Origin of the sequence: Nocardiopsis sp. NPDC058789 (genome assembly GCF_042745575.1) — a bacterium.
Taxonomy (GTDB): domain Bacteria; phylum Actinomycetota; class Actinomycetes; order Streptosporangiales; family Streptosporangiaceae; genus Nocardiopsis; species Nocardiopsis eucommiae.
In genome coordinates, this window is sequence record NZ_JBHYOW010000010.1 from 52,458 (window position 1) to 65,249 (window position 12,792).

9 protein-coding genes and 2 tRNA genes are annotated in these 12,792 nt (G+C 71.9%); 8 read left to right on the forward strand and 3 right to left on the reverse strand.

Annotation, left to right across the window (positions count from 1 at the left end):
• Nucleotides 1–48 precede the first annotated feature (48 nt).
• The 6 genes from ACFW3L_RS16390 (at nt 49) to ACFW3L_RS16415 (ending at nt 10,110) form a co-directional block, all read left to right on the forward strand.
• Nucleotides 49–1,314: a deoxyguanosinetriphosphate triphosphohydrolase gene (locus ACFW3L_RS16390; RefSeq protein WP_378741148.1), complete on the forward strand. Its 1,266-nt coding sequence runs from the start codon at nt 49–51 to the stop codon at nt 1,312–1,314.
• Between the two features lie 147 nt (nt 1,315–1,461).
• Entirely contained in the window at nt 1,462–2,487 is a 1,026-nt protein-coding gene (locus tag ACFW3L_RS16395; RefSeq protein ID WP_378741150.1) for a LacI family DNA-binding transcriptional regulator, read from the forward strand.
• A gap of 126 nt (nt 2,488–2,613) precedes the next feature.
• Nucleotides 2,614–4,464 (forward strand): DNA primase, encoded by a 1,851-nt coding sequence (gene dnaG, locus ACFW3L_RS16400; RefSeq protein WP_378741152.1) that lies wholly within the window; start codon nt 2,614–2,616, stop codon nt 4,462–4,464.
• A gap of 161 nt (nt 4,465–4,625) precedes the next feature.
• Entirely contained in the window at nt 4,626–5,678 is a 1,053-nt protein-coding gene (rpoD, locus tag ACFW3L_RS16405) for an RNA polymerase sigma factor RpoD (protein ID WP_378741155.1), read from the forward strand.
• Nucleotides 5,679–5,795: 117 nt separating this feature from the next.
• Nucleotides 5,796–7,124, forward strand: coding sequence for a glycoside hydrolase family 18 protein (locus ACFW3L_RS16410; protein WP_378741157.1), 1,329 nt, complete (start codon nt 5,796–5,798; stop codon nt 7,122–7,124).
• Nucleotides 7,125–7,182: 58 nt separating this feature from the next.
• Entirely contained in the window at nt 7,183–10,110 is a 2,928-nt protein-coding gene (locus ACFW3L_RS16415) for an FAD-binding and (Fe-S)-binding domain-containing protein (protein WP_378741159.1), read from the forward strand.
• A gap of 22 nt (nt 10,111–10,132) precedes the next feature.
• Here the strand turns inward: ACFW3L_RS16415 and ACFW3L_RS16420 are convergent, their stop codons facing one another.
• Entirely contained in the window at nt 10,133–10,678 is a 546-nt protein-coding gene (locus tag ACFW3L_RS16420) for a hypothetical protein (protein WP_378741161.1), read from the reverse strand.
• A gap of 2 nt (nt 10,679–10,680) precedes the next feature.
• Nucleotides 10,681–11,025, reverse strand: coding sequence for a hypothetical protein (locus ACFW3L_RS16425; RefSeq protein ID WP_378741163.1), 345 nt, complete (start codon nt 11,023–11,025; stop codon nt 10,681–10,683).
• Nucleotides 11,026–11,183: 158 nt separating this feature from the next.
• Here ACFW3L_RS16425 and ACFW3L_RS16430 point away from each other — a divergent pair.
• Both ACFW3L_RS16430 and ACFW3L_RS16435 read left to right on the forward strand, forming a co-directional pair.
• Nucleotides 11,184–11,256, forward strand: a tRNA-Asn gene (locus ACFW3L_RS16430).
• Between the two features lie 163 nt (nt 11,257–11,419).
• A tRNA-Asn gene (locus tag ACFW3L_RS16435) sits at nt 11,420–11,492 on the forward strand.
• Between the two features lie 120 nt (nt 11,493–11,612).
• Here ACFW3L_RS16435 and ACFW3L_RS16440 read toward each other — a convergent pair.
• Complete coding sequence (locus ACFW3L_RS16440; RefSeq protein WP_378741165.1) at nt 11,613–12,497, reverse strand: SAM-dependent methyltransferase; 885 nt, start codon at nt 12,495–12,497, stop codon at nt 11,613–11,615.
• Nucleotides 12,498–12,792 lie beyond the last annotated feature (295 nt).

The window sequence follows — 12,792 nt, forward strand, 5'->3', positions numbered from 1 at the left end:
CAGGGCCAATGACATGTTTCGTCGTCGCCGGGAAGTAGGCTCGGGGCCATGACGACCATCCCCGGAGAGACCGTGACCCCGGAGAGCGGAACCCACGGGTACACCGCGCGCGACACCGAGCGCTACTCCCAGGAGTCACACAAGAGCAGGCGGCGCGGCCCGTTCGAGAGGGACCGTGCCCGTGTCCTGCACAGCTCCGCGCTGCGTCGGCTCTCCGCCAAGACCCAGGTCGTCCAGCCCGGGGTGAGCGACTTCCCGCGCACCCGGCTGACCCACTCCCTGGAGTGCGCCCAGATCGGCCGGGAACTCGGCCAGGCCCTGGGGTGCGACCCCGACCTCGTCGAGGCCGCCTGCCTCTCCCACGACCTCGGCCACCCGCCCTTCGGCCACAACGGAGAACGCGCCCTGGACGAGGCGGCCGCCGCGTGCGGTGGTTTCGAGGGCAACGCCCAGAGCCTGCGCCTGCTCATCCGCCTGGAGGGCAAGGTCATCGACCCCGACGGCCGCAGCGCCGGGCTCAACCTCACCCGCGCCACCCTGGACGCCACCGTCAAGTACCCCTGGAGACGCGGGGAGGGCGGCGACACCCACAAGTTCAACTGCTATCCCGACGACTCCGAGGCCTTCACCTGGCTGCGCGAGGGAGCGCCCGTCGGACGCACCTGCTTCGAGGCCCAGGTCATGGACTGGGCGGACGACGTCGCCTACTCCGTGCACGACGTCGAGGACGCCCTGCACGCCGGGCTGGTCAGCATGGCCGCCCTGCGCGACCCCGTCCAGCGCGCCGAGGTCTGCCGGATCGCCGCCGCCTACTACTGCGACGCCGAACCGGCCGAGCTCGACGAGGTCCTCGGCGACCTGCTCGCCGCACCCGTCTGGCCCACCGAGTTCACCGGCGACCTCGCGTCCCTCGCCGCGCTCAAGAACCTCACCAGCGAACTCATCGGCCGGTTCTGCCGCGCCGCCGAGGGCGCCACCCGCCGCGCCCACGGACCCGGCCGACTCACCCGCTACCGCGCCGACCTCGTCCTGCCGCGCCGCGCCCTCCTGGAGTGCGCCCTGCTCAAGGCGGTGGCCGCGCACTTCGTCATGTCCCGCGAGGAGGCCAGGATCTACCAGGCCGAGGAGCGCCGCACCATCACCGAACTCGTCACCGTCCTGTGGGAGGGGGCGCCCGGGGCCCTGGACCCCCAGTTCCGCGCCCTCTACGAGAACGCCACCGACGACGCCTCGGCCCTGCGGGTGGTCGTGGACCAGGTCGCCTCCCTCACGGACACCTCCGCCACGGCCCTGCACGCCCGGCTCGTCCGCTGACCCGTCCCCCCACAGGCGGGCGAGATCGTCGCGCCCACCGGTCTTGACGCGCACCACGGGAGCCCACACACTGCTCAGTGCGTCCGGCCACCGTGCCCGTGTGGCGGGGCGCCCAGGAGCGTACCGGTACGAGCGAGGGACCAGGGCATGCCCCCACAGCCTGGACGCGGCCCCGTCATGAACGACGTCGCCAGGCTGGCCGGTGTCTCGCACCAGACCGTCTCGCGCGTCCTCAACGCCCACCCGGGAGTGCTCCCCGAGACCGAGGCCCGTGTGCGCGCGGCCATCTCCGAACTCGGCTACCGCCGCAACTCCTCCGCGCGCGCCCTGGTCACCCACCGCTCCGCACTGGTCGGTGTGCTCACCACCGTCCCCGACCACCCGGACACCGTCCGTGCGGTGGTCGGGATGGAGCGTGCCCTGGGCGCCACCGGACGCACCGTGCTGTACGCCGGAGCCGCGCCCGAGGACCTGTCGGCCGTGGCCGAACGCCTGCTGGAACACGCCCCCGAGGGCTGCGTCGCCCTCGTCCCCGGCCAGGAGGGGGAACTGGCCGCCCTCCAGCACCCGCCGCCGACCGTCGTGATCGACCCCGACCCCGGTAACCCGCACCACACCCTGGCGGTGGTGGGGACCGACCACCTCGGTGGTGCCCGCGCCCTCACCCGCCACCTGCTCGGGCTCGGCCACCGCACCGTGCACCACGTCGCGGACGACGCACCGGGGCACGCGGCGCGCACCCGGGGATGGCGGAGCGCCCTGGCGGAGGCCGGGGCGCCGGTACCCGCACCGGAGATCCCCGCCCGGACCGGACCCGGAGGCGGTCACGCCGCCGGACTCGCGCTCGCGGCCCGGCGCGCGGCGGGGGAGGAGGTCACCGCGGTGCTCGCCGCCGACGACCTCCTCGCCCTCGGGGTGCTGCGCTCCCTCGCGGAGTCCGGTCTGCGCGTTCCCGGGCAGGTCAGCGTCGCCGGGTTCGGCGACCGCCCGGAGGCGGCCCACCTCGTCCCCGCGCTGACCACCGCCACCGGTGACCCCGCCGAGGTGGGGGAGGCCGCCGTGGGCCTGCTCCTGAGACTGCTCGGCGGCCACGACACGGACACGCCCCTGCTGGTCCCGGCCCGCCTACGGGTGCGCCACAGCACGGGACCACCACCCCTGCGCCGCCGCTGACCTCCGGCCGAGGGCCGCGACGACCGTCACTCCGGGCGGCCGGACCCACCCGTGGGCGGGCGACGCGGGCGACCCGCCCTGTGGACGGTGGTCGGAACGTCCCGGGGGAGAACTACCCTGAAAACCGTGGCAGGCCGGATCAAAGACGAAGACATCGCCCTCGTACGCGAGCGCACACCCATCGCTGACGTGATCGGTGAGTACCTCCAGTTGCGCAACGCCGGAGGTGGCTCGCTCAAGGGGCTCTGCCCCTTCCACGACGAGAAGTCCCCCTCCTTCAACGTCACCCCCGCCAAAAACCTGTTCTACTGCTTTGGTTGCGGGGAGGGCGGGGACGTCATCTCCTTCGTGCAGAAGATCGACAGCCTCAGCTTCGCGGACGCGGTCGAGTCCCTGGCACGGCAGACCGGGATCGTCCTGCGGTACGAGGAGGGCGGGCGCAGCACCCCGCGCAGGGACGAGGGCAAGCGCCAGCGCCTGCTGGACGCGCACCGGGCGGCCGCCCAGTTCTACTCGGAGCAGCTCCTGTCTCCCGGCGCGGTCGCGGCGCGGCGGTTCCTGGGGGAACGCGGGTTCAACCGGGTGCACGCCGAGCAGTTCGGACTGGGGTTCGCCCCCGGCGGCTGGCAGAGCCTCACCGACCACCTGCGGCAGAAGGGGTTCACCGACGCCGAGATCATCGAGGGAGGCCTGGCCAGCCAGGGGCGGCGCGGCGCCTACGACCGGTTCCGCAACCGCCTGCTCTGGCCGGTGCGGGAGGTGACCGGTGAGGTCGTCGGGTTCGGGGCGCGCAAGCTCGACCCCGAGGAGGACGGCCCCAAGTACCTCAACTCCCCGGAGAGCCCCATCTTCCACAAGGGGCGCCTCCTCTACGGCCTGGACATGGCCAAACGGGAGATCTCCCGACAGGGCAAGGCGGTCATCGTCGAGGGCTACACCGACGTCATGGCCTGCCACGAGGCCGGTGTGACGACCGCGGTCGCCACCTGCGGCACCTCGTTCGGCGAGGACCACCTGAAGATCCTGCGCCGCATGCTCCACGGGAGGGCCAACCACGAGACCCGGGTCGTGTTCACCTTCGACGGCGACAAGGCGGGGCAGAAGGCGGCCGTGCGCGCCTTCGCTGAGGAGCACGGCTTCTCCTCCGAGACCTTCGTGGCCGTCCAGCCCGACGGGCTCGACCCCTGCGACCTGCGTCTCCAGAACGGGCCCCAGGCGGTGGTCGACCTCGTGGACGAGGCCACCCCGCTGTACGAGTTCATGGTCCGCAAGACCTTCGAGAACTACGACCTGTCCACCGTGGAGGGCCGGATCGCCGCCCTGGACGCCGCCGCGCCGGTGGTGGCGAGCATCCGCAACGCGGGCACCCGGGAGGCCTACGCCAAGAACCTCGACCGCTGGCTCGGGTTCCTGGACGAGGCCTTCGTCGTGCGCCGCGTCCGCCAGCACATGCGCCAGGGCGGGGCCCGGCCCGCGCCCCGGGCGCCGCTGCCCACCCCCGACGCCCAGAGTGCCCCCTACGACCTGCGCGACCCCTCGGTGCAGCGCGAACGGGAGGCCCTCAAGATCGCCGTGAAGCACCCGAACCTGGCCCGGGGCTTCGACACCCTCACGGACGAGGACTTCACCGTCCCCCAGCACCGCGCGGTGCTCCAACTCATCCGGCAGCAGGGCGGCATCGACGCGGTGAGCGATCCCGAGACGTGGGCGCTGACGCTCCGGGACGCGGCGCCCAATGACGCACAACGCGATTTCGTCACACGCCTGGGTGTAGAGGAGATCAAGTTCTATGGAGAACTCGACGAGCATTTCGCCCAACAAATCCTGAGCACAATCAGGACTCATTCCATCAACCGGCGGGAGTCAAACCTCAAATCCGAACTGCACCGGATTGACCAGGTCGCCCAACCGGAGGAATACAACCGGGTCTTCGTCGAACTCATGCAGCTCGGCCAGCAGAAACGCGCTCTTCAGTAGTCGCGTCGCAGCGGTATGTAGCACCGGGGTGACAATAGTAGTTCTCCCTGTCGCGGCAGGTGTCCGGGCACAATGGAGTGGTGCCTCCCACAGTCGTGTCCAACGAAATTCCGCCCGTTCGCCAGGTCGTTCCGCTCCTCCCCGACTCCGGCCGGGGAACGGTGAGTCGTGGGGAGGTCGCGTCGGCGTTGGAACGCCTCGACGCGCCGCCCGACTCGCTGGACCAGACCATCAGCGACCTCGCGCACGCCGGGGTCGACGTGGCCGAGCCCCCGGAGGAGGCGATCCTCGTCACCGACCCGGGCCGCCGCTCGGGGTCGGACCTGGTCCGCATGTACCTCCGCGAGATCGGCCGGGTCCCGCTCCTGACCGCTCAGGAGGAGGTGGACCTGGCCAAGGCCGTCGAGGCGGGCCTGTACGCCCAGCGCCACGAACCCGCCCCGGGGCACTGCGCGACCGACGAACTCGCCGTCCTGGTGGAGGAGGGCAGGCGGGCCAAGCGGCGGCTGATCGAGTCCAACCTGCGCCTGGTCGTGTCCATCGCCAAGCGCTACATGGGGCGCGGGCTCCTCTTCCTTGACCTCATCCAGGAGGGCAACCTCGGCCTCATCCGGGCGGTGGAGAAGTTCGACTACACCAAGGGCTTCAAGTTCTCCACCTACGCCACCTGGTGGATCCGCCAGGCCATCACGCGGGCCATCGCGGACCAGGCCCGCACCATCCGCATCCCGGTGCACATGGTCGAGACCATCAACAAACTCGTCCGCGTCCAGCACCAACTGCACCAACAGCTCGGGCGCGAGCCCACCGTCGCCGAGATCTCCGCCGCCGCCGGATGCGTCGGAGAGCGGGTCCTGGAGATCCAGCGCATCGCCCGCGAACCGGTCTCCCTCCAGTCACCCATCGGTGAGGAGGAGTCCGACTTCGGCGACTTCATCGAGGACTCCGACGCGGTCACGCCGGTCGAGGCGGCCGCGTTCACCCTGCTCCAGGAGCAGTTGCGGGTGCTGCTGGGCGACCTCTCGGAGCGGGAGAGGCGGATCATCCGACTGCGCTTCGGCCTGGCCGACGGCCACCCGCGCACCCTGGAGGAGGTCGGCCGCGAGTTCGGGGTCACCCGGGAGCGCATCCGCCAGATCGAGGCCAAGACCCTCGCCAAGCTCCGCCACCCCTCGCGCGCGGGCACCCTGAAGGACTTCCTGCACGGCGGCTGAGCCACCCATCAACGTCCGGGACCCGCGACGGGTTCCCCCGAACCGTGGAACGGCCTCATCTGGCCGACATGGGACGAACGCCCCGCCGGCCCCCCGCCGTGCCCCTACGGTCGAGGTGTGAACGCCCTGCCGACCCCGCCCGAGTCCAGGTCGTCCCTCGGACGGCGTCCCCTGCTGGCGCTGGGCGCGGCCGCGACCGCCGTCCTGCTGCTCGTGGGTGCCGCCGTCGTGCTCAGCTCCCGACACGAACCCGAGCGGATCGGGTACTTCGCGGACTGGAACGTGGCCAACCGCGGCTACACCGTCAACGAACTGCGCCGGAGCGGGGCCCCCGCCGACCTCACCCGGATCATGTGGGCCTTCGGCGGCATCGACGATGACGGCCTGTGCCACATCCCGGAGGGCCGCCACGACCAGCCCTGGGAGCTCTACCAGCGGCGCTACACCGCGGACGAGAGCGTGAACGGGCGCGCGGACGAGTACGAGCAGGAACTGGCGGGCGGCCTCAACCAGCTGCGCCAGCTCCGAGCGGAGTACCCGGACCTGGGCGCCAGCCTGTCCCTGGGCGGCTGGAACTGGTCGGTGAACTTCTCCACCGCCGCGCGCACCCAGGAGTCCCGTGCGGCCTTCGTCGCCTCCTGCCTCGACCTGTGGTTGCGCGGGGACCTCCCGGTGCGCGGTGACGAGCCCCAGGGGGGCGCGGGAGCCGGAGCGGGAGTTTTCGACGGTATCGACCTGGACTGGGAGTGGCCGGGCGGGGACGGCAACCCCGACAACGTGGTGCACGCCGACGACCCCGCCAACTTCACGCTGCTGGCAGCCGAGTTCCGCCGCCAGATGGACGCCCTCTCCCGGGAGACGGGGCAGGACTACGTGCTGTCGGTGTCCCTGCCCGGCGGGCCGGACCACGCCGAGGCCTACGAACCCGAGGTCTTCGACCACGTCGACTTCGCCACCGTGCAGGGGTACGACTTCTCCGGCCCCTGGAGCACGCACACCGCCCACCACTCCAACCTGTATGCCCCCGACTTCGACCCACGGGCCAACAGCGTGGACCAGGCCGTCCGGCGCTACCTCGACCTGGGCGCCGACCCCGGGCAGCTCGTGATGGGTGTCCCGGCCTTCGGACGCGGCTGGCAGGGGGTCCCCGCCGGGGACGACGGCCGTGGCCAGCGGGCCGAACGCGCGGCCGACGACGACTACGACGGCCCCACCCGCCCCTTCGACCAGCTGGAGGAGATGGACGGACGCCGCTTCCTGGACGAGGAGTCCGGCGCCTACTGGGTCTACGACGGCGACGAGTGGTGGACCTACGACAACACTGAGGTCGTCGAACTCAAGGGCGACTACGTCCGCGAGCACGGCCTGGCCGGGATGATGGTGTGGAACCTCGACATGGACCCCGACGGCGCACTGGTCCGCGCCATGCGCGAGTCCCTGGACTGAGCGCACCGCGCCGCGCGCCGAGGTTGCCACCCCACACCGCCCGCGCCACGCTGTGGGCATGGCCGATCCGCACAGCACCATCCCACACCCGGACCTTCCCGCACTCCGCCGCGACCTGGAGGAGGGAGTCCAAGGAACCGTCGCCCTGGACGCGGGCACACTCGCCCTCTACACCTCCGACGCCTCCAACTACCGGCGCGTCCCGCTCGCCGTGGTCATCCCCGAGACCGTCGACGACTGCGTGGCAGCCGTCCGCGCCTGCGCCGCGCACAGGGTGCCGATCATCCCGCGCGGCGGCGGCACGTCCATCGCCGGGAACGCCATCGGCACCGGCGTGGTCATCGACACCTCACGCCACCTGCGCGGGATCCTCGACATCGACCCGGAGGCGCGCACCGCCACCGTCGAGCCCGGGGTCATCCTCGACGACCTGCGCGCCGCCACCGCCGAACACGGGCTCACCTTCGCACCGGACCCCTCCACCCACAGCCGCTGCACCATCGGCGGCATGATCGGCAACAACGCCTGCGGCTCCCACTCGGTGGCCTGGGGCACGACCGCCGACAACGTGGTCTCCCTCGACCTGCTGCTCTCCGACGGCACCCGGATCACCGTCGGTTCCGGGCACACCGAGGCGGAGTTCGAGGAACTCGCCGCCCGCCCCGGACGCGAGGGGGAGATCCACGCGGCCCTGTCCCGCCTCGTCGAGGCCCACCGCGCCGAGATGCGCACCTCCATGCCCGAGTTCCGGCGCCGCGTCTCCGGTTACGCCATCGACCGCCTGCTGCCGGAGAAGGGCCGCGACGTCGCCGCCTCCCTGGTGGGCACCGAGGGCACCTGCGCCATGGTCGTGGGCGCCACCGTGCGCCTGGTCGAGTCACCTCCGGCCCGCGCCCTGGCGGTCCTGGGCTACGACGACGCCCCCTCGGCCGCCGACGCCGTCCCCGGGCTGTTGGAGCACTCCCCCCTCACGGTCGAGGGCATCAACGACCGCATCGTGGCGGCCCTGGACCGCCACGGGTCGAAGTCACGGGTCCCGCTGCCGCTCGGCCACGCCTGGCTGCTCGTGGAGATCGCGGGCGCGACCCCGGACGAGGCGGCCGCCGCCGCACGGGAGATGATCGACTCCCTGGGCGAGGGCACCCGTCCGCGCGACTCCGCCGTGGTCACCGACCCCGCCCACCAGAAGGCGTTGTGGCGCATCCGGGAGGAGGGCGCCGGACTCACCTCCCGCACCCCCACGGGGGCCGAGGCGTGGTCGGGCTGGGAGGACGCCGCGGTCCCACCGGAGAACCTCGGAGACTACCTGCGTGACTTCGAGGCCCTGATGGCCCGCCACGACCGCTACGGCGTCGTCTACGGGCACTTCGGCGACGGCTGCCTGCACGTGCGCATCGACTTCGAGCTCACCCACGAGCGCGGACGCCGCGAGTACCGGGCCTTCATGGAGGAGGCCGCCGGGATCGTGGTGCGGCACGGGGGGTCGCTCTCCGGTGAGCACGGTGACGGCCAGGCGCGCTCCGAACTCCTCTCCCGCATGTACCCGAAGGGCCTCGTGCGGGCCTTCGGTGAGTTCAAGCGGGCCTGGGACCCCGACGGCCTCATGAACCCGGGCATCATCGTCGACCCGCTGCCGCTGGACGCCGACATCCGGGTCGCCACCGACGTACGCCCGGAACTCCCGCTGCTCTCCCGGACCACCCTGGCCTACGGCGAGGACGACGGGGACTTCGCCAAGGCGCTCCGGCGCTGCTCGGGGGTGGGCAAGTGCCGCCGCCAGAGCGGCCCCGGGGTGATGTGTCCCAGCTACCAGGTGACCCAGGAGGAGAAGCACTCCACCCGAGGCCGCGCCCACCTGCTCTTCGAGATGGCCAACGGCGAGGTGATCACGGACGGGTGGCGCTCGGAGGAGGTCCGGGAGTCCCTCGACCTGTGCCTGTCCTGCAAGGGGTGCCTGAGCGACTGTCCGGTCAACGTGGACATGGCCTCCTACAAGTCCGAGTTCCTGCACCAGCACTACAAGGGACGGATCCGCCCGGCCGCGCACTACTCGATGGGCTGGCTGCCGGTCCTGGCCCGGCTGGCCTCCCTGGCCCCGATGGAGGCCAACCGCGCGGTGCGTCTGCCCGGGGTGTCCTCGCTGGCCAAACGGATGGCCGGGGTGGCCGCCGAACGCGATCTCCCGGCCTTCGCCCCCACCACCTTCACCCGCGCCCACCGGCGCCGTCTCAACCGGGGCGAGGGGCGCGCGGGCGGGCCCAAGGTGGTGCTGTGGCCGGACACCTTCGGCAACCTGTTCCACCCGAACGTCCTGGTCTCCGCCGTCCGCGTGCTGGAGGACGCGGGGTTCTCCGTGGTGCTGCCCAAGGGTCAGGTCTGCTGCGGACTCACGTGGGTCTCCACCGGCCAGCTGGACGTGGCCCGGGCGGTGATGCGCCGCGCGGTGGCCGCCCTGGCGCCGCTGGTGTCCCAGGGGCTGCCCGTGGTGGGCCTGGAGCCGAGCTGCACGGCCGCGCTCAAGCACGACCTCGTGGAGCTGCTGCCGGGGGAGGAGAGTTCACGGGTCGCCGCCGCCGTGCACACCTTCGCCGGGTTCCTCAACGAGCACGCGCCGGACTGGCGTCCGCCGCGCGTGGACGCCTCGGCCCTGGCCCAGGTGCACTGCCACCAGCACGCCGTGTCCGGATTCGACGCGGACCGGGAGCTGATCGCCCGCGCCGGGATCGACGGTGAGGTGCTGGACTCCGGCTGCTGCGGGCTGGCGGGCGACTTCGGTTTCACCGAGGGGCACTACGAGGTGTCCTCGGCCATCGGTGAGCGCGAGCTCCTGCCCCGGGTGCGCGCGGCCGACCCCGACACCCTGGTGCTCGCGGACGGCTACAGCTGCCGCACCCAGATCGAGCAGGGGACCGGACGCCGGGCCCTGCACCTGGCCGAGGCGCTCGCGCTGGGCCTGGACCGCAGGGGCCGGACCCGGCGCGACTGACGCGGGCGGGTGCGCGGTGGGCTCACACGCCCATCTGTTCGTGGAGGAGGGCCAGGGCCCGGGAGACGGCGTCGGACAGGCGCGGGTCCCCGGGGTCCAGGTCCTCGCCCAGGTGCACCCGCCAGTCGATCTCACTGCCCAGGGGCGCGCGCCGGGCCACCAGCCGGAAACCGGTGGCGGACTCGGTGGTGGGGAAGGGGACGAAGCGGTTCACCAGGATGGTGGAGGTGACCCGTTCGGCGACGGTCTCGGCGATGCGCCGGTAGTCCACCGGGTCGCCGGTGAGTTCGGTACGCAGCCGCACGGTGTGCTCGCCCACGCCCTCCTCGACGAACGTGAGCGCGTCCGGGGTCCACCGGGCCTGGTCGATGTCCTGCCAGGGGACGCTGCGACCGTCGGGCAGGTACAGCGCCCGGGTGGTGGCCACCAGCACGGCGGCGGGCCCGGTGCCCTCGGAGCCGGGGGCGCTGCCGGCCGGTGCGGCGACGCGGGCCTGGGAGAGCACCCGCTCGCCGCGCTCCAGCCGGGAACGGAGGTCCTCGGGGACGTTCTGGCCGAACAGTGCCATCGTCAGACGTCCCGACCCTCGGCTCCGCCGCCGTTGGCGCCGCTCTCGGGGCGGGTCCCGTTGGACATGCTGGTCTCCCATTCGACGAGGGCGATCTCCTCCTCGGTGGGCCGCGCGAGGAAGTCGCGCACGGAGGTGATGGGCATCCTCTCGACGGCCTTGTCGTAGACGGCGCGGCCCGCCCTGCTGGTCTGCGCGCCGACGACCCCGGCCACCTCCTGGACCAGGGGGCTGTCGGCCACCTTGCGGGCGGTGCGTGCGAGCTGCTCGTAGCGGGCCCGGCCCGCCTTGGCGCCCAGCACGTATCCGATGGCGAGTCCGGCGACGAACGTGATCCGGTAGCGCATGGGTTCCTCTTTACGGCCTTGGTGACGGTCGACGTGGTCCGTGCCCCGACGTTACCCGGTCGTGCCGCGGGCCACACGGGCCGACACCGGTCACGAGCACTCCTGAAGCGCGCTAGTCTGTTCATGTCGACGAGGCCGCTGGCCTCGGAAACGCGCGATCCCGCGTAGCTCAATCGGCAGAGCAGCCGGCTGTTAACCGGCAGGTTACTGGTTCGAGTCCAGTCGCGGGAGCGTAGGAGGAAGGCCCGTCGGGGAGCCCGGCGGGCCTTCGTCGTGTGTACCCGTCCGACGTCGCGAAAGCTGGGCCGAGCCCCGAGAAAACGTCCCGAGCACCCTTGCGGGCGCGCTAGGATTAGTGCTGTCGCCAAGGCCGCAGGGCCTGGGGGAGACGCGATCCCGCGTAGCTCAATCGGCAGAGCAGCCGGCTGTTAACCGGCAGGTTACTGGTTCGAGTCCAGTCGCGGGAGCGTAGGAGGAAGGCCCATCGGAGGAATCCGGTGGGCCTTCGTCGTGTGCGGGAACCAGGGGCGACCCCCGCCCGCTGCCGGGCCCGTGGGCTCCAACGCGGGGACGAGGGTGGACCGTACTCAGACGCGTCCCATGCCGCCGATGATCAGGTGCCGGTTGCGGTGCGGCATCTGGTAGCTCCCCGGGACGGGGGGAGCGACCGGAAGGGTCCGCCACTTCTGGGCTTGGAGCAGGCCCGGAGGCACCGACTCCCAGCCGTCGAAGAGTGAGGCGACCTCGGATTCCGCGCGCCAGTAGCCGTGCCCGAGCTGCTCGGTGAACAGCTGCTGGAGCTGGTCGGCCCGGAGCGCGTCCTTGGGGTGGCGGACGGGGTCGGGGCGACAGTAGTGGCTGAGGACCATGTGACTCCCGGGAGCCAGGGCCCCGCGCAGCTCCGCGATGCCGCGAGCCGCCGTGTCGAGGTCGCCCAGGTGCGAGACCACCCCGGTGAGCAGGAGACCGACCGGTCGGTCGAGGTCCAGGAAGCTCGTCTCCGGGTCGCGGAGAAGGCCGGGGACGTCCTCCAGCCCGCCGCGTACGGCGGTGGTGGTGCGGCCGTCACGGATCAGGGCGAGATGGTGGGCGAGCACCACGGGGTCGTGGCTGGCGTAGACGACACGGGCGTCGGGGACGCTCTCGTGGGCGATCTCGTGCGGATCCCCCGGAGTGGGCATGCCCGCGCCCACCTGGAGGAACTGTCGGATCCCGAGGTCGGTGGCGAGGTGCCGCACGGCCCGCTGGAGGAAGGCCCGTTCCCCCAGGACGAGGTCGACGAACCCGGCCGCCGTGTTCTCGGCCTTGGCCGCCAGGTCCCGGTCCACCTGGAAGTGGTCCTTGCCCCTGAGGTGGAAGGAGTGGAGCCGGTTGATGTTGGCCCTGGCCAGGTTGACGGGCGGCGGGGGCTTGGCCCGGACGTGGTTGTCCCCCGCCTGCCTCAGGAAGTCGGGGGAGGTGAAACGAGACATCGCCGTCCTCTTGTCTGAGGTGGGGAAGTGCGGTCGACTCCCAGGATTGGGATGACCCCTCGCGGGGTCGCGTCAAAGGATTCTATTCCGCGTTGGCGCGGTTGTTAACAGAGTCCACGATACCGGTGGTAAAAATCGTCGACCGGGCTCGTCCTTGGAGGTGTGGAGGTCACACGTTAAGACGGGCTTGCGTGGACTTGCGCTTATACACCCAATGTCCATTTTGCGAGGAATGGGGGTCGAGATCGTGTCCACTCCGCCCCCGCACCCACCCGGCGATGACCCGCATCCCCCT